Origin of the sequence: Streptomyces noursei ATCC 11455, from assembly GCF_001704275.1 — a bacterium.
In the GTDB taxonomy this organism is placed as follows: domain Bacteria; phylum Actinomycetota; class Actinomycetes; order Streptomycetales; family Streptomycetaceae; genus Streptomyces; species Streptomyces noursei.
The window spans coordinates 9,434,249-9,453,696 of record NZ_CP011533.1 but is presented as its reverse complement, the minus strand read 5'-3'; the positions used below and the strand labels follow the sequence as shown (position 1 = coordinate 9,453,696).

The window sequence follows — 19,448 nt, the reverse complement described above, 5'->3', positions numbered from 1 at the left end:
GGAGACGAACAGGCAGATCAACCCTGACAGTTATTCAGATACAAGCCCTGGGCGGGATCGGACTGTGCCAAGTCGCTGTCCACCTCACCTACGCAGGCCACAACGGGCATGCCCCGATCGACCGGGCTCTATACCTCGGCGCCGGGTGGGCTGCCGATGAGGAACGCCGCCTGCGGGTGGGTGTCCCGGACGAGACAGAGTTCGCTACCAAGCCCCAGCTGGCCGCCGCCATGCTCCAACGCGCTCGCGACCTGCGTATACCGGCCCGGTGGCTGGCCGGCGACGAGGTCTACGGCGGCAAGGGCCTGCGGCGCCGGGCTCGTGAGCTCGGCTTCGACTACGTGCTCACCGTCCGCGCCGACCACCGCGTGGACACTCCGGCTGGCCGTTTCACCGTCACCGACCTCGCCGCGCTGGTCCCGAAACGGAACTGGATGCGGATTCGCACCGGCCACGGCCTCAAGGGCGACCGCCACTACGACTGGGCGATGCTCGACATCGACGGCGACGACATCCCCGACGACCAGGCGCCGGGCCATTCGGTCGTTCTGGTCCGCCGCCACCGCTACACCCGCGAACTATCCTTCTACCGCTGCCACTCCACCACCTCTGTCACCCTGGCCACACTCGTCGACGTGGTGTGCTGCCGGTGGAAGGTCGAGGAGGACTTTCAACTCGCCAAGGGCGTCTGCGGCCTCGACCAAGGCCAGACCACCTGCTGGAACTCCTGGATGCGCTGGACCCTGATCAGCATGCTCGCCGCTGCCGTACTGGCCGTCACCCGCGCCCACACCGTCACGGCCACCACTACAGACAGCGAGCTCGTCCCGGCCAGCGGCCGCGAACTGCTCCGACTCCTGCAGGGCACCGGCCCTGCCCCACCCCCTACGCGACCGCGACCACCTCCTGCACTGGTCCGCCTGGCGCCGTCACCACCAACACCAAGCCGCCGAAGCCCACCGCAAATGGAACAACATCACCGCCACAGCAACGGCTTGACCTGCACCAATACCCCATCAACCAGGAACTACAGCTGCCGTGACAGAGCCTCAGGATCCAGTGTCTCGTGTGTCCAGGATCAAGAGTCAAGGCCCGGCAGTGGTTCGGGCAGGGTCTGGCTGGCCGGCATGGTCTGCTGCAAACCCCACAGCCGAACCCGGCTCATCTACCGGACGATCACCCACCACGGTCGCAGTCACGAGAAGAAGGGTTTCCGTGAGGATGACTTCGCCCACCTGCTGGACACCGCGCACCAGCAACTCAGAGTCTGGTTGTGGGCTCGTGGCGGATATTTTATTGCCAGCTTGTGAGCATGGTCTTGAATGGTTGAGGGCTTATGGAGATCATTCCGTGGAAGGGTTTGGAGGCATCCCAGACTAGCACTAGCATTCCCACGATCATTATCGTAGGGATTAGGGTGACGATCAGATGTGGCCATGTTCGGGTGAGCCCGAAGAAGTAGATGTAGCCGATGGTCAGCACTGCGCCGGTGATCATAAACCACCAGAAGGCCGGCTTGATTCCCTCTTCGGCCCGTTCGATCCACTCTCGGCGGGCTTGCAGCCAATCGTGCTGTCGGTCTAGCAAGTGCGTATAGATTGCTTGCTGTTGGGGTGGTTCCTGGGTTGATGCGCAATATCGCTGCCCGCAAGTTAGCGGCGTGCTCCTCGGTTTTGGGTTCGACGCCGTGGTCTAGGTTCGGCCATTCGCGAGTGATGGCCGAATGAGGTTTTCTCAACGGGGGTTATTTCCATTGGTTGTTGAGGGTGAGGGCGGCTTGGGCGATGGCGCCGATGCGGCTGGGGCTGAGGGTAACGTGCTGTAGGGCCCGCCAGCGTTGCTTGAGTTCAGCGGCGGTGCGTTCGCCCAGTGCTCGGATGCCGCGGAGGAGTTGGTTGTAGGTGCGGTTGTTGACATGCAGAGCTTTCTCGGAGCGGCCGCAGGGCCGCTTGATGGGGGTGTGCACTCCGATGCCGGCGCCTTGGTAGCCCTTGTCGGCCAGGGTCGGCAGGCCTTCGGCGGCCGCCTTGTAGAGCGCGGGTAGCACGTGGTGTCGAGCGGCGGTGATGTCTGGAACGGAGCCGGGCTCGACGTCGGAAACCCACAGCGGGGTACCGTCGGGGGCAGAGAGGAACTGGATATTCCCACCGAAGGCCTTGTGCTTGGCTGAGTACCACCAGTCCGTCCCCGTCTCCCGCGCCCCGGCGAGCCGGTCACACTCGATCAGTGTGCCGTCCAGGACCACATGGTGATGAGGATCTCTGATTTCGGCTCTGACCGCGCTTGCGTGATCGTCATGGCTGGGTGAGGACCCGGGTGCGGAGGAGTTTGAAAGAGGCTCGACCGTACATCGTTCGTTTGAGGGTTTTGATCCGGTTCACGTGGCCTTCGACGACGCCGGAACTCCAGGGCAGGGTGAGTCCGGCGGTGACCGCGTCGAGGTCTTGGCGGAGGGAGCCAGCAAAGCTCTGCAAGGGCTTCGGGGCGTCCTGTTCGGCTTGGCGGATCCATTGCATCAGCAAGAATCCGCGCTGGTGGCGGACGAGTTCGGCGAAGGCCCGGGCCAGGTCGCAGGCTCGGGTGATGTCAGGGCAGGCCAGCCGGACGCCGAGCAGTCGTTCTTCCTGGCTGTCGGTGAGTTTGTCGCGCGGCAGCATGATCCATGACGTGATCTTGCGTGGGCTGGGGATGTCGGCGCGGACGGGTTCGGCGGTGCCTGCCCGGAGGGCGGTGAGATGTCTGCGCACGACCTGGCGGCTCCCGCGGTAGCCGCGTTCGCGGATCTCGTGGAACAGGCGGACGCCGCTGACTTGGCCCTGGGTCTCGGTGAAGCGGGCGTTGAGGTATGCCTTGAACGGTTCGAGTACTCCGTTGGGGCGTCGGTCGCGGGCCGAGGCCAGCAGCTGGTCGAGGTCGGTGTCGCGGAAGCGGCGGACGGTCTGGCGGTCGAGGTTCAGGCGGCGGGCGATGGCGCTGATGGTCCAGCCTTTGTCGAGGAGTTGATGGATGTCTTGGTAGCGGTGGCGGGTGCGCTCGATGATCTGGGTGCGGGGCAGCTCGGGCGGTGGCAGCTCCAGTGTCGGCGGTTCGGATGGCTTGTCCCCGGCCTCCTCTTCGGCGTGTTTGCGCAGGCAGGTCCGGTGCTGGTGGCAGGTCTTCTCCACTGCAGCAGAGAGGTTCTGCAACAAGTGCCAACGATCCGCAATTTCCCGGGCGTTGGGGGCGGCTTCCTTGATCGCACGGGTGTAGGCCGTGGCGCGGTCGCGGCAGATGATCTCCGCTCCCGGGTGGTCCTTCAGCCAGGCTGCGAGCGTCTCGGCGGTTCGGTCGGGCAGCACGTCCACGACGCGGCCGGCTTCGGCATCCACCAGGACGGTGCCGTAGGTGCGGCCCTTGCGGAAGGCAAAATCATCGACGCCGAGCACACGCGGCGCCCGTGTCGGCACCGGTGGCGCCTCCAGCAGGCCCAGCAGCCTGGTTCGCCCTGCGGTCAGGCGCAACTGGCGGCATAGCCGCTCACCGGCACGTCCGCCCAGTTCCGTGGCGATCGATTGCAGCCACGTCTTCAGCCCCACGCTCGACCTGCGTCGCCGCTCGGTGAGACCGTCGACCTGTTCGGCGAACGTCTTGCGGGCACAGGACATGCGGTCGCAGAAGTAGCGCCGTACCCGGAGCCGGACCAGCACGCGGCGGGCGCCCAACGGACGCTCTGCGAGGTGTCGTTGATACGAACTGTGCACGCGCCTCGCACGCTGTCGGCAGTCTGGGCAACGGCCCGGCCCACTGGTGGACATCGCTTCAACCACGAGCTCGCCTAAGGATTCGCTGACGCGCTCGACTCGCACATCGGCCCCAGGGAACAGCACATCCTCGATCGCCTTGATCACCACGCAGCGGAACACCAAGCCGAAACGTTCGTGCGTTCCCACCCCTCACCTGGTGATTCACGCAAGCGCGGTCAGAGCCCTGATTTGGCTCTGGCCGCAGTTTCGTGAAGGTCATGGTTGGGTGAGGATGCGGGTGCGGAGAAGTTGGAATGAGGCCCGTCCGTACATGGCTCGCTTGAGCGTTTTGACCCTGTTGACGTGGCCTTCGACGGCGCCGGAACTCCAGGGGAGGGTGAGGCCGGCGGTGACGGCGTCGAGGTCCTGTCGGAGGGAGCCGGCGAAGCTCTGCATCGGTTTGGGAGCGTCCTGTTCGGCCTGACGGATCCACTGCAGCAGCAGGTATCCACGTTGGTGGCGGATGAGGTCGGCGAAGGTGCGGGCGAGATCGCAGGCGCGGGTGATGTCGGGGCAGGCGAGCCGGACTTGGAGCAATCGCTCCTCTTGGCTGTCGGTGAGGGTGTCACGGGGCCGCATGATCCAGGAGGTGATCTTGCGGGGGCTGGGGATGTCGGCTCGGACCGGTGCGGCGGTGCCCGCCCGGAGGGCGGCAAGGTGTTTGCGGACGACCTGGCGGCTGCCTCGGTAGCCGCGTTCGTGGATTTCGTGGAAGAGGCGGGTGCCGCTGGCCTGGCCCTGGGTCTCGGTGAAACGAGCGTTGAGGTATGCCTTGAACGGTTCCAGCACGCCGTTGGGCCGGCGGTCGCGAGCGGAGGCCAGTAGCTGGTCGAGGTCGGTATCGCGGAAGCGGCGCACGGTCTTGCGGTCGAGGTTCAGCCTCCGGGCAATGGCGCTGATCGACCAGCCTTGCTCCACCAGGCGGTGGATGTCCTCGTAGCGGTGACGGGTCCGTTCGATGATCTGGGTGCCAGGCAGCTCGGCGGGCGGCATCGGCATCGGTGGCGACTCCGGTGCGTTCGTCACTGTCTCCTGTTCTGCGTGTTTGCGCAGGCAGTCGCGGTGCTGGTGGCAGGTCTTCTCCATCGCGGCAGACAAGTTTTGAAGCAAATGCCAGCGATCGGCTACTTCCAGGGCGTCCGGGGCTGCCTCCTTGACCGCCTTCGTGTAGGCGGAAGCCCTGTCACGGCAGATGATCTCCGCACCGGGATGGTCCTTGAGCCAGGCCGCGAACGTCTCTGATGTGCGGTCGGGCAGCACATCCACGACCCGGCTGGCCTCCACATCGACCAGCACAGTGCCGTACGTGCAGCCTTTGCGGAAGGCGAACTCGTCCACCCCCAGGACCCGCGGGGCACGGTCCGGCACAGGCGGCGGCGTCAGCAGCCTGAGCAGCCGGGTCCGGCCCGCGGCCATCCGCAGCTTGCGGCACAGCCGCGCGGCCGGACGGCCGCCCAGCTCCACCGCGATCGACCAGAGCCAGCCCGTCATCCCGACGCTTGACCGGCGGTACCGCTCGGTCAGCCCGCCGACCTGCTCGACGAACGTCCGGCGCGAACAGATTGATCGATCGCAGAAGAACCGTCGCACCCGGAGCCGGACCGTGACCTGACGCGGACCCAACGGCCTCTCATCCAGGGAGCGTTGATACGAACTGTGCACGCGATCCGCCCGCTTCCGGCAGTCCGGGCACCGACCCGGACGCCCCGTGGACTCCGCCTCCAGCACCAGGCCGCCGGAGACATCATTGACGCGCACCACTCGCACATCCATCCCCGCAAACAGCACATCCTCGATCATCTTGCTCGCCACGGCAGGGAACACCGTGCTGAAACGATCCCTCGTTCCCACCCCTGACCATGACCTTCACGAAACTGCGGCCAGAGCCGTTTTCAGGGAGCGTCATCAATGGCTCGTCCCCTCGCGCCGGCACTGCTGGAGGACTTCGTGCAGGTCAGGGGCCTGCCCCGCGAGAACGTCGATGCCTTCATGAAGGTAGCGGTAGCCGGTGGCTTGCGAGATCCCAGCATCCACCGCGGCGCAGTGCACACACCTCTTCTCCCGGAACCAGCGCAGTATCAACACCGCCTGGCGGAACGGGCCCAGTGAGCCTTTTCCAACCTCGGGTTGGGGTGGGGTGCCGGTCAGGGCGATTGCTAAGTCCGTTGATCGTGCGTTGGCGCAGGTCAGTTGAGTCCGAGGATGGCCAGTGGCCGCTCGTAGGGGTGGAGGGCTGTGGTGCGGAGTGCGGCGGCGATGTTGGTGTGGCCGGCGGTGCGGAGTTGGTTGATGGCGAAGTTGCGCAAGGTGGCCATGTTCTCTGGGCTGTGCCCGGTGCGGATCTTGGAGGTGTCCTCGCGGAAGGCGGTGTCGCGGACGAAGTGGAGCCTGTTTTCGATCACCCAGTGTGCCCTCAAGATCTTCGCGATGCGTTCCGGGGATGCCTGGCGGCTGGTCAGGTCGGTGATCATGTAGACGGTCTCCTGGCTCTGCTTGCTGGTCTTGGTGTCGGTGCGGTGGCGTACGACCTTGGCGACCTGGGGGGCGTGGGGGAAGTTGACGCCGAGGTCAGTGACGGTCAGGACCTGTACGACTCGGGTGTCTTTGCGGCCGTGGCCAGTGGTGCGTTCGTAGAACTTCGCCGTCGCCTTCTCCCAGGGCAGGGTTCGCAATTGTTCGTAGAGGTTCTTCTGGTTCCGCTTCACGGTGAAGGCGTAGTGCGCTTTCTCCGTTTCGACGAGGAAGCGGGCGTGGTCGCGCTGGGTGTGCAGCGCGTCGCCGGTCACGGTGACTCCTTGCAGGTCATAGGGGTTCAGGAGGGCGGCGAAGCACGTGATCTCATTCGTCTTCTCAGGGACCCTGAGCTGGGTGACGGTCAGGCCGGTGCCGGTCATCGCGGCCAGCAGATGGGCGGCCGGGGTGCTGCCCAGACGCGAGCCGCGGGCGGTCTTGCCGTCGAGGGCGAGGGTGTCGGTGCCGGCCGGGTCATGGCCGAGGAGGTCGGCCAGGCCGCCGAGGCAGGTGTCCTTGATGACTCGGCGGATCGTCGCGCCGCTGGGCGGGATGCGCACGGCCAGGGCAGTTGCGGTGCGGGCACCGAGCCGGACCAGGACGTCCTGCGGGGCATCGGTGGCCCACTCATCGATCGCCATGAAGCTCCTCGCCCCGGTCACCACAGCGGAGCACGCGATCAGCAGCACTGCCACGAAAGGGTGACGCTTCCCGCGCCGGCACCGCGAATCGGCCAGCTTGGCCAGCCGATCGGCCAGCGGACCCGTCACACGATGCTGACGGGTGGGCGACTTGACCAGACAGACAGTGGCAGACTGACGACACATCGAAGCTCCGTTGGACGCAGGCGACTTGGGAAGGTCACCTCCGCAACGGAGCTTCGTTCGACCATCGTCACACTGCTGTGACCTGCGCACTCACAAAATCCCCAGGACTTTGCAATCGCCCTGGGGTGCGGGGCTGTACTGAGGCGACCCCCGGAGTGTGGACACAGGGGCTCATGCTGCGGTTGTGAGTGTATCTGCTCGCAGGTGCTGTTGTTCGAACTCGGCTGGTGAGAGGTAGTTGAGAGCGCTGTGGCGCCTGCGGGCGTTGTAGTAGGTCAGCCACTGGAAGATCTCCAGCCTCGCCTGACTCACCGTCGAGAACAGCCTCCGGTGCATCGTCTCCCTCTTGAGGCCCTGCCAGAAACTCTCTGCGAGGGCATTGTCGTAGCTCGAGCCGACCCGGCCCATGCTCCTGCGGATCCCGAAACCGTCGCAGACCCGCGCGAACGCGTCCGAGGTGTATTGCGTGCCCCTGTCCGCGTGGAAGATCACCCCGTCGACGGTGCCGCCGCGGCTCGCCACGGCCATCTTCAGGGCGTCGATGACCAGTTCGGCTCGCATATGGTTGGCCATCGAGTAGCCGAGCACCCGGCGCGAGCAGATGTCCAGGACGCAGGCCAGATACAGTCATGTGCCTCCCACCTGCACGTATGTGATGTCGCCGCACCACTTGTCGTTCAACTGCTGGGCCGAGAAGTCTCGGCGGACGAGATCCGGGGCCGGTGGTGCGAGCCGGTCGGGGACCGTGGTGCGCTTGCGGCGCCGCAGGTGGCGTCCCTCGATCCCGTGCTTGCGCATCAGGCGCTCGACGCGTTTGTGGTTGACAATGCGTCCGAAGCCCCGCAGCTCGGCATGGACGCGGCGAACTCCGTACGTGCCCTTGTGCGCGGTATGGACCTCGCGGATCTCCGTGACCAGGTCGTCCTCGGCGGCCTGCCGCACGGCACGGGCCTTGGCGTCGGCGAGCCACCGGTAGTAGCCCGAGCGCGAGACTCCAAGGACCCGGCATATCCGCTGCACGCCGAAGTCGGCGCGGTGGGCGGAGATGAAGTTCCAGCGGCCGGTCATGCCCTCATCTCCTTCGCGAAATATTGGGCTGCTCGGCGCAGGATCTCCCGCTCGAGTTCCCACTCCTTCTCGGCCTTGCGCAGCCGGCCGTTCTCCGCCCGCAGCCTCGCCAGTTCCTCATCCCGGCTCTCCGCCGCCGGCTCTCCGCCGCGACTGTCGGCCCGGCCGGCCAGTTCGTCGGCCTGGCGCACCCAACTGCGCAGCGTCTCGCCGGTCACCCCGACGTCCGCCGCGACCGCCCCATACGTACGCTTCCCACCCGCGGCCCGGTACAGCGCGACCGCATCGTTCCTGAACTCCGCCGGATACGGAGACCTTCGTCCCACCAGGACACCCTTCCTCGGATCCACAAGATCCATTGTCAGAGTGTCCACACCACCGGGGTCGCCTCAGATCATCGCCGAAGCGGGACCCGGCGCGTCGGACGAAACCGTCATGTTCCCAGGGCTTCGGCGTAGTCGGATGGCGTCCGTTTTGTGATCAGGCGAGTCCGAGGAGGGCGAGGGGGCGGTACGGGTCGCGGGCGGCCCGCCGCAGTCCGGCGGCGATGTTGGTGACGCCGTTGAGTTTGTGGGCGCCGATGGCGAGGTTGCGCCAGGTCGCCATCGCCCAGGGCGCGTTGCCGGTCCGTATCTGGGAGGCGTCCTCGGCGAAGGTCACGTCTCGTGTGTGGTGCAGGGCTTCGATCTTCCAGTGGTCCTTGATCAAGGCGGCGAGCTGGGCTGGGGCGGCCTGCTCAGCGCTCAGGCTGGTGACGGCGTACACGGTCTTGATGGTGGTCTTGCCGGTCTTGCGGTCGGTGCGCCGCCGCTTGAGCTGGATGGCCTGGCGGCGCCGGGGAAGAGCAGATTGTTCACGGTGGCGACCTTGATTCTGCGGATCTCGCTGCGGCCGTGGCCGACGCCCTTGACTCTTCCCTGGAGCGGGATGTCCTTCCAGGGCAGGGCTTTGAGCTGCGCACGGAGCTTCTTCGCGTTGCCCTTGACGATGACGATGTAGTGGGCGCCGTGTCCGAACAGATAGGTGGCGTGGTCACGTTGCGTGTGGAGCGCGTCGCTGGTCACGACGGCTCCGGCGAGGTCGGCCACCGTCTCCAGCAGCGGCTGGAAGCAGGTGATTTCAACTTCACCTCCTGCCGACGGGCATAGATCAGCCAGGAGACGTGCTCGACCAACTCATGCGAGACGTCGAGCATGGAAGAATCCGGAACCAACGAAGCCCCCGGCGACCGGTTGTGATGAGTGGCCACACCAACGACGGGGGCTTCGCCATGTCACCCACACCCACCCTAAGCCTTTTCCATTTGTACGGCTGGCGGGTGAGGTGGGGTTAGCGCGTTGACGGGCGGCGTGACGAACGGGGCATCCCGCTGGTTTGGCAGGTCACCACAACTAGCCTGACCTGCGGAGATGTCCTGTGTTCTTCTATCCTGCCGCATGCGATGTTGAGGAAGAGCTCCTTGAGCTGGTGACGATGGTCATCGTCGCGTGTGATGGTGAGCGGAACTGCAAACTGCGTCCGTATGACCGGGCTCGCTGTGCCCTGGTCTACCTGCGTAAGCACGACACTCTCGAACAGCTCGCGGCCGGCTTCGGGATCGGCGTGGCCACCGCCTGGCGCTACACCAACGACACGATCGAGTGCCTCGCCAAGTTCGCTCCGTCATTGACGGAAGCCCTGACGAGCCATCACGCCGACAGGTACGTACTCCTTGACGGCACCGTCGCGGAGACCGACCGAGTCCAGGCCCCCGGCCACTTCTCCGGCAAGGTCCGCCGTGAAGGCGTGAATCTCCAGGCCATCACCGCGGACAAAGGCAAGTTGCTGTGGCTCTCGCCAGCCCTGCCCAGTGGCACGCATGACGTCAAAGCCGCCCGTGAGCACGGCATCGTCGACGTCTGCGAGCAACTGAGTCTCAAGATCCTGGCGGACAAGGGCTACCAGGGCGCAGGCGGCACCGTGATCACACCCATCAAGCGCCACCGGGGCACCGAACTCCCCGACAAACACAAGAAGTCGAACACGGTCCACGCCGCACTGCGAGCGCCGGTCGAGCGGACGATCTCCCGGATCAAGCAATGGCGGATCTTCCGCCACGCCCGCATCAGCCCGAACAAGCTCACGTCAGTCACCGCAGCCATCCTCACCCTCATGATCTACACGTGAAAAAGGCTTCCTGACCTACCCTTTCACCCTTCCAAAGCCAGGATGAAAAAGGCTCAATCATCGTCATGAGAGTTTTCTGCTTACTCTATATTTCACCGTAATTGCACCATTAGGGGTTTCCCAGAAGCCCTCATATTCATCCTTCTCGCCGAATAGATTGTCGCTAGGGATTACATACGTCACGCCACCTCCAATTTCCGGCTGATCCTTCGGGCATGCACCATCGTTCACTACTTGCTGCGCTCTCCCCCCTAGCACGAAACCCGGACCTCCTTTTCCCGTGTAAGTCAGCACCGTTTCACTTGCGTCATTAACCGGCAGACTCCCCCCCTCTGCTACGGGTGTCGGCGAAAGGCACTTATTATTCTTGGGATCGTACCATGCGGTGTCCACGTAAAAGGTTGGCCACCATCCCTTTCCTTCGATTGGAGAACCTACCAAGGAGGCTACAACCTCCCCCTTTCCGCCCTGTGTATAGTCCGGGAATCTATTGACCTTAACATCGAGAACCTTGAGGATGTATTTTCCCTTCTTAAGATTACAGTCCACTGGGACCGACACTTTCGGTGCCCCCAACGGGGCTGGCTCTCTGTTTTTGAGCTGTGAAACGCCGAAGGAAATAGGTTTCATGTCAGTCCACGACTGAAATGAGCCCGCAACATACGAGTTAATATCGCCATCTAGTATAGACTTCTTAAGGCTACTGGTGCTTAAGGTTCCTCCCCACTGCTCAGCCTCGTACGTGGCTTCACGTAGTACTTTCTCGTACGTGGTCTTCAGGTCGGCGCTTAAGCTTACCAATCCGCCGTTGTATGACGCATTGACTGCAGCCTCCATGTTGGTGACGCTATCTTTAGACTCCATACGCACCAGCGCCAAACCGCCATAGGTGAGGCTATCGACCACGAGAGGGTACTCACTCTCCTCTTTTATGCCCTCCAAGTCTTTCCCTGTCGCTTTCTCGTTGAACCACGCGACTGGAGGCTTACCTTTCGACATGGCGCGGATGGAAAATGAAGTAAACGGCATCGAGAATATCACGGCATGGTGATCCTTCTTGACTGATGCCGTTATCTTGGAGCTCACGCTGACTGGCCCATAGCCGACCGAAAGTCCGAGCTCGGCACTCCATTTGTCCGACCCGCTAAATTCCGTTTGTTTTATAGAAGCCTTCTCCACGGAGGGCTTCCCCGTCATACCGGAGAGTTTTCCAGATATCGCCTTCTCTATTTCCGCTCCGGACGCCTTCTCTGTACTCACGGAGCCCAGGGATGAACCCAAAAGTAAATCGATTCCACTTCTCTTGCCTGGATCTTCGTAGATGTTAGCTTGATTTGGATTTATGGCAAGCTCGCCAGACTTATAGTCCTCACCTTTGATGAATTGCCCAGGCCATAGCGAACTCGCAATTCCCGGTGCAGTGATTTCGGATGAAGAGTCTACCGGGCGACGACACTCTCCCCCTTCCCAGGAAACCGAAGCTTTTTGCGATGGGCCGCGAGGGAAATCCTTAAAGATTTCGAAATCCTCTTTTTTTACGCTCGCCGAAGCGCTTGGTGCAGCAACTGGCGTCACTATTCCAATCATCAAGGATAGTGAAATTATTCTAATAAGCGCACGCGATCGCGTCAAGCATACCATTTCACTCTCACTTCCTTCGGGGTCCTGTGCCGTCTACACTAGGCCTCTTTCATCCTCTGTTTTCGCAGGGCAGCAGTGTGTGGAGGGCTTGGATGATGGTGCTGATGCGGTTGGTTGAGCGTCGACCACGGACGCATCCGGCCTGTTACTGACTTCGGCTCGTCAGGGTGATGTTGGGGTGTTGAGGGTGAGACCGGTTCCGGCGATGAAGCCGTCGAGGGTGCTGGGCCGGTATTGGAGGCGTTTGAGTCGGTTGCGGACGAGGGTCTCCAGGCGGTCGAGGGCGACGACAGCGAGGTTGGCCAGACTTCGTTTGACGTGCGCCCACACCCACTCCACCGGATTCAGGTCGGGCGAGTAAGCAGGCAGCAGGAATACCAGGGCGACTCTGCTGCCGCTGCGCAATTGGTGAGGTCTATGTGGTGAGTTGGTAGGCGAGGCGTTCGAGGCGGCTGGTGCGTTGGCGGCCTTGAGGGTGGTCGGTCCAGTAGGCATCCAGCCGCACCACGTTGATTGCGGTGGCGGAGAAGGCGTGCTGGAGGCGGACTTTCGGCAGGTGTCGGCGGCCAGCAGAAAAGGTTCTGATCCACCACGGCAGGAGGTCTATTCACGGTGTTTCACCAGCCTTTCTTGTAGAAAGCGAGGGCGGTGACGGTCTTGGTGACGAGAGTGAAGCGTGTGAGGGGGCCGCGGTAGCGGGTGGCGAGAATCTTCCAGTTCTTCAAGTGTGCGATGGCCCGTTCGACTGTGGCTCGGAGCGTGTTGACGGAGCGGTTGGCTATCTTGTCCCCGGCGGATCGTTCCTGGCCGGGTGGCTTGCGTCTGGGTGTGAGGAGTCCGGAGCCGATGTAGCCCAGGTCGCCGATGCCCTCGCGTTCGGCGAATGCCTCGGGGAAGTGGGACTGGCGCCAGGCGTGGATGTCGTGCCGGCTGCCGGGCACGGGGGCGGAGACTGCGAGGAGGTCGCCGGCGAGGGTGGCGGCGGCTGCAGGCTGAACCCGGTGTCGCGGTGCTTGCCGCAGAACATCGTGGTGCCCTGGCTTGTCCAGTCCCACGTCGTGACCAGGGTGCCATCGACCAGGACGATCCGCCCGGCAGACGCCTCGGCCGGATCGGGAACGTGGCGGGCCAGGACCTTCTCCACCACCGGCAGCAGGGCCGTCCATCGTCTGGAGACAGAGCCTTTTCCAACCTCAGGTTGTGGTGTTGAGGGTCAGGGTGAGGATGGCTTGGGCGGTGTGGGTGATGCGGGTGGTGCTGCAGCGGAGCTTCCTGAGGAGACGCCAGTTCTTGAGGGTGGCCATGGCGCGTTCGCCGAGGGCGCGGATTTTTGCGTGGGCACGGTTGACGGCTTGCTGACCGTGGGAGAGGTGCTTCCAACGGCCGCGATACGGGACACGGACGGTGCCGCCGGCGCCTTGGTATCCCTTGTCCGCCCAGCATGTGACGCCACATGAGGCGAGAGCCTCGATGATGCTGTGGGTTCGGGCGGCTTTGATGTCGTGGACGGCTCCTGGCAGTGCGGGTGAGGCCCATAGGATCCGGCCGAAGGGGTCGGCGAGGACTTGCACGTTCATGCCGTGCCGCTTGTGTTTCCCGGAGTAGTACGGGCGGTCGGCGGCGACGCGGTCGATGGGGAGTAGTGTCCCGTCGAGGATCACGAAAGCCTTGCCTGCCGCGGTCTTCATCGCCTGCTGCAACGTCGGGGCAAGAGCGGCCAGGACGCCGATGCCCTCGTGGACGTAGCGGCACACGGTGGCGATACCGATCGCGAAGCCCGCTGCGAGGCGGGCATAGGTGTCCCCGCAGCGCAGGTGCGCCAGGACCAGAAGGGCCTGTCGGCCTGCAGTCAGCCGACGCCACCGCGTCCCGATCTGCCGACGATGGACTGTCAGGCGGCCGGCGAGGAACTGCAGGGACGCGCTGGACAGATCGATCGCCGACGGGTAGACAAGCACACGAAGCTCCTGGTGGGACACAGTTGATCTTGGTCGACAACCCGTCTACCAGGAGCTTCGTCGTTCCGTCCACCCCGCCCGAACCACACCCCCACCAACCACATCAGGTTGGAAAAGGCTCACAGTGGCTTGGGAGATCCCGAACAGCTCGGCGGCCGCCTCCTGGACCGGGTTCTGCCGCAGCAGGAACAGCACCAGCACCACCGACTTGTACAGGCCCAGCGCCCACATCCGCCCCGGTGACACCGGCGGATCCGGGTCCTCCACGAGCTCTTGGTGGACCCGTGTGACCAGCCCATCAAGTTGATCGGCATCCAGCCCTGTCGTAACGTTCCAGCCCAACGGTCCTGCCCCGGCAGAAAACTGACGTCGTCGCAAACGTCACGCTACCGAGCAGGGCCGCCCTCGTGATCAAGAACAGCAGGCCGAAAACCTCCGTGAATAGACCTCCAGGATGAAAAAGGCTCACTCAAAATCCCAGACAATAAACCAGGTCGAAGTCTTCATCATTCTCGTCACATGGGTCGCTGATGCTGAGAGTGGCTTTCTCCGACGGGATCCAGGCAGGTTCTCTGCTTGCCTGAGCTGACGTTACACCGGCTGCAGTCGCCCCTAGAACCAGTCCGACCGCAGCCACTAAGCATGCAATTCGCTTCATGTGGATCTCCCATCTAAATAATCGAGGACTGCTGTGCGCTGTCGCTTGAGCGGAAGCCCGCCAAAGCGGGCGCCCAGTGGCTTCCTTCCCCGGTCGCGTTCAACCGTGGCCTGGATGCATGAGCGAGGTCCCTCAGATGTCTCGATCGTTTTCTTGTATTTCCGAGCCGTCTTCGTGACCGTCGCCCGGTGCTTCCCAGCCAGGGTCTTCAGCATCGAGGTCTCCATGACCACTGGAACTTGCCCAGGCGATAGACATACATCCTGGGCAAGGAGGGTGAGGTAGGACGCTGGCGAGGTGCCTACCGAAGGTAGGCCTTTTTCCAGCGCCCCCTCCCGAGTCCGCAGACCACGAGGGTCTTCCGGCGCCGCTGTTCCATGACTTCCACCCACGTCGGCCGTGGCTGTCCCATCCTTTTGAGGTATGCGAGCTTGCGGACGTGACGCACTTCGGTGCCGCCTGCGCCTTCACACATCTCACACCGCCGGTAGTTGGGATGACTTGACGGTCTGCAAGGACCGCACTCATCTGCCGCTTCAGTTACGGCAGCCGTAGATAGCGGTTCTGGCACGTTCTTCCTGTTCAGGGTGTCTGGTCGTGAAGGAGGTGGCGTTGTCGGTGGCAGGCCTGGGCGGTGGCTTGGCGGTGGAGCCGCCAGGTGGACCAGAGCAGGATGTGCTCCGCGTCGCGGGCCGGGGCCGGCAGTGCGAATGCGCGGAGGAGGCGGAGGAGTTCGGGACAGGAGACCGGGACGAGGCCGGGTGGCCAGCCGGGTTCGGTGCGGGTCGTGGTGGCGGCCCGGGTCAGGGTGAGGATGATCGCGGCGATCATCGAGAACAGTGAGCCTTTTCCAACCTCAGGTTGTGGTGTTGAGGGTCAGGGTGAGGATGGCTTGGGCGGTGTGGGTGATGCGGGTGGTGCTGCAGCGGAGCTTCTTGAGGAGACGCCAGTTCTTGAGGGTGGCCATGGCGCGTTCGCCGAGGGCGCGGATTTTTGCGTGGGCACGGTTGACGGCTTGCTGACCGTGGGAGAGGTGCTTCCAACGGCCGCGATACGGGACACGGACGGTGCCGCCGGCGCCTTGGTATCCCTTGTCCGCCCAGCATGTGACGCCACATGAGGCGAGAGCCTCGATGATGCTGTGGGTTCGGGCGGCTTTGATGTCGTGGACGGCTCCTGGCAGTGCGGGTGAGGCCCATAGGATCCGGCCGAAGGGGTCGGCGAGGACTTGCACGTTCATGCCGTGCCGCTTGTGTTTCCCGGAGTAGTACGGGCGGTCGGCGGCGACGCGGTCGATGGGGAGTAGTGTCCCGTCGAGGATCACGAAAGCCTTGCCTGCCGCGGTCTTCATCGCCTGCTGCAACGTCGGGGCAAGAGCGGCCAGGACGCCGATGCCCTCGTGGACGTAGCGGCACACGGTGGCGATACCGATCGCGAAGCCCGCTGCGAGGCGGGCATAGGTGTCCCCGCAGCGCAGGTGCGCCAGGACCAGAAGGGCCTGTCGGCCTGCAGTCAGCCGACGCCACCGCGTCCCGATCTGCCGACGATGGACTGTCAGGCGGCCGGCGAGGAACTGCAGGGACGCGCTGGACAGATCGATCGCCGACGGGTAGACAAGCACACGAAGCTCCTGGTGGGACACAGTTGATCTTGGTCGACAACCCGTCTACCAGGAGCTTCGTCGTTCCGTCCACCCCGCCCGAACCACACCCCCACCAACCACATCAGGTTGGAAAAGGCTCAGTGACCAGCGGTGCCAGGAGTTCCAGCAGGTCACCTGGCCCTGGTCGAGGCCGACGAAGGACTTCCCGAGCTGGAAGGCTTCCTCGCCCCCCCACCGTCGGCAGATCACCTCGACCAGTTTGGCGAGGGTGACGGGCCGCTGGTGGTGGCAGAGGTAGAAGGAGGTCTTGCCGGTGTACCGGTGCTTGCGTACGACCAGCGTGGACGTGCCGGTCTCATGGCCGTCCGGGGTGTCGTCCGCCTGGATGCCGATCAGGGCCCAGTAGTACTCGCGAGTGCCCTTCTGGCCCTGTCCGGTGGCCATCCGCATCCAGCTCTCGGAAGTGAGCTTGTTGATCACTTTCCGGCCCTCCCATCGGGCGCCCGAGTCCACGGTGACCTTCTGGTGCTGCCTGACCGCGACCGCATAGCCCATTCCCATCGCGCGGATGTCGCGCCTCAGCTCCCGGCCGCCGTATACCTCGTCGCCGGCGAACCAGTCCGCTTCGATACCGGCCGCGACTGCGTCCCGCACCATGGCGACGGCCTGCTGTGGCTTCCTGGTGAACTCCACCTCGTCGGGCACACCGGCAAGGTCGCGGCGTTCGTCGTCGCCCGCCCAATCTGTTGATTGCCACTCAGGATGGTGATGGGGAGGGCCGGAGGGCGCCACTCCGGATGAGCATGGCGATGTGATCGTTGCAGGTGGGTTGATCTCCGGAGTGCCGAGGGGCACGGTGACCATGTCTTGATCGGCAAACGGCCCTCCCGTTGTCGTTGGCCGCGAAGCCGGGAGGGCCGTTCGGGTGCGCCCGGAGGCGCTTTGATCACCGTAGAGGTGGACGCCGGGGATGTCGAACGGCAGCTGATGGCAGGCGAGTTGGAGTGCCCAGCGTGTGGCGGGAGCCTGACGCCATGGGGGTGGGCCCGGTCTCGTGGACTGCGCGGGGCCGGTGACGGGCGCCTCGACGTACGTCCGCGTCGCTCACGCTGCTCGGGCTGCGGGGCCACACATGTGTTACTGCCGGTCAGCGGTTTGTCGCGGCGGGCGGATGTAGCCGAGGTGATCGGGGTCGCGCTTGAGATGAAGGCGGCCGGGGCCGGGCACCGGACGATCGCCGACCGGCTGGGGAGGCCGGCGACGACGGTGCGGGGCTGGCTGCGGCGGTTCGACAGTCGAGCCCGCCTGGTCGCGGGGGTGTTCACCGCCCACCTGGTCGCGCTCGCCGACAACCCGTCGGCGGTGCTGCCGGCGCCCGCGGCCAGTGTGTTCGGTGACGCGGTCGCGGCGGTGATCGCCGCCGCGATGGCGGTGAAGGCCCGGTTCACGGTGGTCACCGCGCCGACCTGGGAGGTCGCCTCAGCGGTCAGCCGCGGCCTGCTGCTGGCGCCTGCCTGGCCGCCGCCGACACGGTGGTAGTCGATCAACACGAGTTGGCTCTGACGGGCCGCGGTGGTGCCCGGCCATGCTCGCTGGCTGACATGTCCGCAGCCCTTTTGGAGGTCACCGACGATGGCTCTGGTCGACGAGGAGGAACGCCGGCGGGCCGAGCGAGCCCACCAGGTCGCACTGTTCCGCTACCAGTTGATCCGTGAGGCGGCCGACCCTGCCCTCAGTCCGTGCCAACGCGGGGCGATGGTCCGGGAGCTGGCGGCGAAGACGCATACGGATCCGTTCGGACGGCAGATCACGGTGGGCCGCGGCACCCTGGACCGGTGGCTGAGGAACTGGCGCGAGGGCGGCTTCGACGCCCTGCTGCCGCCGACCAGACAGGTCACCCCCAGGACACCGGAGGAGGTGCTCGATCTCGCGGCGGCGCTCAAGCGGGAGAACCCGCAGCGCACGACCGCGCAGGTGGTACGGATCCTGACCCAGCACCTGGGCTGGGGCCCCTCCTATCGCACCGTCCACCGCCACCTGGGCCGCCTCGATCTGCTGGACCGCCCGGACGGGCTGGCGCCGCCGGTCTTCGGCCGGTTCGAGGCCGACCACCCCAACGAACTCTGGGTCGGGGATGCCTTGCACGGCCCGAAAATCGCAGGTCGCAAGACGTACTTGTTCGCTTTCGTTGACGACCATTCACGCGCGATGGTCGGGCACCGCTGGGGATATGCGGAGGACTTCGTCCGCCTGGCCGCCGCCCTGCGGCCGGCACTGGCGGCCAGGGGCGTCCCCGAGGGCGTCTATGTCGACAACGGCTCCGCCTTTGTCGACTCCGCCCTGCTCAGGGCCTGCGCGAGGCTTGGCATCAAGCTGATCCACTCCACCCCGGGGCGTCCCGAGGGACGCGGGAAGATCGAGCGGGCGTTTAGAACGGTGCGGGACCAGTTCCTCGTCGAGGTGGACAGCGAGAAGATCACTGACCTCGCCGAGCTCAACCGCCTGTTCACGGCATGGTGTGAGCATGTGTATCACCGGGCGGTGCATTCCGAGACCGGGCAGGCACCGATGGAACGCTGGCTGGCCGCCGCCCCGTTCCCGCAGCCGACCGCGGCCCAGCTGCGGGAGGCTTTCCGCTGGTCGGAGTACCGCACCGTCACCAAGACCGCGACGGTTTCCCTCCATAACAACGTCTATAACGTCGACGCTGCCCTCGTCGGGCGGAAGGTCGAGTTGGTCTTCGACCCGTTCGACCTGGCCGAGATCGAAGTCCGCTTCAACAACCGGCCGTTCGGCCTCGCCGTCCCGCACCGCATCTCCCGTCACGCACACCCCAAGGCCAAGCCCGAACTCCCCAAGTCGCCGCCCGTCCCGGCCACCGGCATCGACTACCTGCGGCTCGTCGACACCGCCCGGACCGCCGAGCTCGGACAGAAGATCAACTACACCGCCCTGATGCCCGACCAGCCGACCCAGGACTCGTGACCGCCGGCCACAACCCGGTCCAGGACCGCATCGACCATCTCGAAGCCGCCGAGGACCGGGCCCGTGAGCTGCTGGAACGGGCCCTCCATCTGGCCGGACGCCAGCTGGACCGCGATGCCCACACCGCGATCGCCCCGACCCTCCGCCTGGCCGTAGTCTTCCACCGGCGGGCAGACGCCGCCGCAGCCGACCTCGCGTCCTTCATCAACTACCTGGAAAGAGACGTGTGTTGATAGACAAGATCCAGGG

Annotated in this window: 18 protein-coding genes and 5 pseudogenes; 5 read left to right on the top strand and 18 right to left on the bottom strand. The window is 64.7% G+C overall.

Going from position 1 to position 19,448, the window contains the following annotated elements; all coding sequences use genetic code 11:
- Positions 1–23 precede the first annotated feature (23 nt).
- Complete coding sequence (locus SNOUR_RS47635) at positions 24–1,310, top strand: IS701 family transposase (RefSeq protein WP_079143237.1); 1,287 nt, start codon at positions 24–26, stop codon at positions 1,308–1,310.
- Here SNOUR_RS47635 and SNOUR_RS49620 read toward each other — a convergent pair.
- The 9 genes and pseudogenes from SNOUR_RS49620 to SNOUR_RS48840 all read right to left on the bottom strand — a co-directional run.
- A pseudogene (locus tag SNOUR_RS49620) lies at positions 1,294–1,620 on the bottom strand (bestrophin-like domain); the annotation flags it as partial. The gene SNOUR_RS47635 and the pseudogene SNOUR_RS49620 sit on opposite strands and share 17 nt — an antisense overlap.
- Positions 1,621–1,744: 124 nt before the next feature.
- Positions 1,745–2,248 (bottom strand): annotated as a pseudogene (locus tag SNOUR_RS40355) (transposase family protein); the annotation flags it as partial.
- 46 nt (positions 2,249–2,294) lie between these two features.
- Entirely contained in the window at positions 2,295–3,794 is a 1,500-nt protein-coding gene (locus tag SNOUR_RS40350) for an ISL3 family transposase (RefSeq protein ID WP_159425740.1), read from the bottom strand.
- Between the two features lie 204 nt (positions 3,795–3,998).
- Positions 3,999–5,555, bottom strand: a complete 1,557-nt coding sequence (locus tag SNOUR_RS40345) for an ISL3 family transposase (protein ID WP_067357823.1) — start codon at positions 5,553–5,555, stop codon at positions 3,999–4,001.
- Between the two features lie 135 nt (positions 5,556–5,690).
- Positions 5,691–5,873: pseudogene (locus SNOUR_RS40340) on the bottom strand (IS5/IS1182 family transposase); the annotation flags it as partial.
- Between the two features lie 95 nt (positions 5,874–5,968).
- Positions 5,969–7,120 carry an ISAs1 family transposase gene (locus tag SNOUR_RS40335; protein ID WP_312635632.1) on the bottom strand — a complete coding sequence of 384 codons (1,152 nt, stop codon included), beginning with the start codon at positions 7,118–7,120 and terminating at the stop codon, positions 5,969–5,971.
- Between the two features lie 171 nt (positions 7,121–7,291).
- Positions 7,292–8,514: pseudogene (locus SNOUR_RS40330) on the bottom strand (IS3 family transposase).
- Between the two features lie 154 nt (positions 8,515–8,668).
- Positions 8,669–9,010 (bottom strand): hypothetical protein, encoded by a 342-nt coding sequence (locus SNOUR_RS48845; RefSeq protein ID WP_312636257.1) that lies wholly within the window; start codon positions 9,008–9,010, stop codon positions 8,669–8,671.
- Complete coding sequence (locus tag SNOUR_RS48840; protein WP_376738569.1) at positions 8,932–9,276, bottom strand: hypothetical protein; 345 nt, start codon at positions 9,274–9,276, stop codon at positions 8,932–8,934. The genes SNOUR_RS48845 and SNOUR_RS48840 overlap by 79 nt, the downstream gene beginning before the upstream one ends.
- A gap of 328 nt (positions 9,277–9,604) precedes the next feature.
- On the opposite strand from SNOUR_RS48840, the gene SNOUR_RS40315 reads away from it, so the two are divergent.
- Positions 9,605–10,354 (top strand): transposase family protein, encoded by a 750-nt coding sequence (locus tag SNOUR_RS40315; protein ID WP_099055765.1) that lies wholly within the window; start codon positions 9,605–9,607, stop codon positions 10,352–10,354.
- Between the two features lie 63 nt (positions 10,355–10,417).
- On the opposite strand, the gene SNOUR_RS43985 is transcribed toward SNOUR_RS40315, so the two are convergent.
- The 9 genes and pseudogenes from SNOUR_RS43985 to SNOUR_RS40280 all read right to left on the bottom strand — a co-directional run bounded on the left by SNOUR_RS43985 (position 10,418) and on the right by SNOUR_RS40280 (position 17,078).
- Complete coding sequence (locus SNOUR_RS43985) at positions 10,418–11,941, bottom strand: thiol-activated cytolysin family protein (protein ID WP_159426048.1); 1,524 nt, start codon at positions 11,939–11,941, stop codon at positions 10,418–10,420.
- 216 nt (positions 11,942–12,157) lie between these two features.
- Positions 12,158–12,373: pseudogene (locus SNOUR_RS49390) on the bottom strand (transposase); the annotation flags it as partial.
- A gap of 239 nt (positions 12,374–12,612) precedes the next feature.
- Positions 12,613–13,050, bottom strand: a complete 438-nt coding sequence (locus SNOUR_RS40305; RefSeq protein ID WP_067357259.1) for a transposase family protein — start codon at positions 13,048–13,050, stop codon at positions 12,613–12,615.
- A 138-nt stretch (positions 13,051–13,188) separates the two neighbouring features.
- The gene (locus tag SNOUR_RS40300) at positions 13,189–13,953 is read right to left on the bottom strand and encodes a transposase family protein (protein WP_067343085.1); all 765 of its coding nucleotides are present in this window, start codon (positions 13,951–13,953) and stop codon (positions 13,189–13,191) included.
- Positions 13,954–13,998: 45 nt separating this feature from the next.
- Positions 13,999–14,220 carry a helix-turn-helix domain-containing protein gene (locus SNOUR_RS40295; protein ID WP_159426047.1) on the bottom strand — a complete coding sequence of 74 codons (222 nt, stop codon included), beginning with the start codon at positions 14,218–14,220 and terminating at the stop codon, positions 13,999–14,001.
- A gap of 692 nt (positions 14,221–14,912) precedes the next feature.
- The gene (locus SNOUR_RS49385) at positions 14,913–15,086 is read right to left on the bottom strand and encodes an HNH endonuclease (RefSeq protein WP_376738568.1); all 174 of its coding nucleotides are present in this window, start codon (positions 15,084–15,086) and stop codon (positions 14,913–14,915) included.
- A gap of 107 nt (positions 15,087–15,193) precedes the next feature.
- Positions 15,194–15,442: a hypothetical protein gene (locus tag SNOUR_RS40290; protein ID WP_067357254.1), complete on the bottom strand. Its 249-nt coding sequence runs from the start codon at positions 15,440–15,442 to the stop codon at positions 15,194–15,196.
- Between the two features lie 25 nt (positions 15,443–15,467).
- Positions 15,468–16,232: a transposase family protein gene (locus SNOUR_RS40285; RefSeq protein ID WP_067357251.1), complete on the bottom strand. Its 765-nt coding sequence runs from the start codon at positions 16,230–16,232 to the stop codon at positions 15,468–15,470.
- A 45-nt stretch (positions 16,233–16,277) separates the two neighbouring features.
- A complete protein-coding gene (locus SNOUR_RS40280; protein WP_079143231.1) occupies positions 16,278–17,078 on the bottom strand; it encodes a transposase in 801 nt (266 codons plus the stop codon).
- A gap of 318 nt (positions 17,079–17,396) precedes the next feature.
- Here SNOUR_RS40280 and SNOUR_RS48830 point away from each other — a divergent pair, with 318 nt between their 5' ends.
- The 3 genes from SNOUR_RS48830 to SNOUR_RS40265 all read left to right on the top strand — a co-directional run bounded on the left by SNOUR_RS48830 (position 17,397) and on the right by SNOUR_RS40265 (position 19,432).
- Entirely contained in the window at positions 17,397–17,753 is a 357-nt protein-coding gene (locus SNOUR_RS48830) for a helix-turn-helix domain-containing protein (protein WP_312635620.1), read from the top strand.
- Positions 17,754–17,846: 93 nt separating this feature from the next.
- Positions 17,847–19,199 carry a DDE-type integrase/transposase/recombinase gene (locus tag SNOUR_RS40270; protein WP_067357244.1) on the top strand — a complete coding sequence of 451 codons (1,353 nt, stop codon included), beginning with the start codon at positions 17,847–17,849 and terminating at the stop codon, positions 19,197–19,199.
- Positions 19,196–19,432 carry a hypothetical protein gene (locus SNOUR_RS40265; RefSeq protein WP_067357242.1) on the top strand — a complete coding sequence of 79 codons (237 nt, stop codon included), beginning with the start codon at positions 19,196–19,198 and terminating at the stop codon, positions 19,430–19,432. Before SNOUR_RS40270 ends, SNOUR_RS40265 begins: the two co-directional genes overlap by 4 nt.
- Positions 19,433–19,448: the final 16 nt, after the last annotated feature.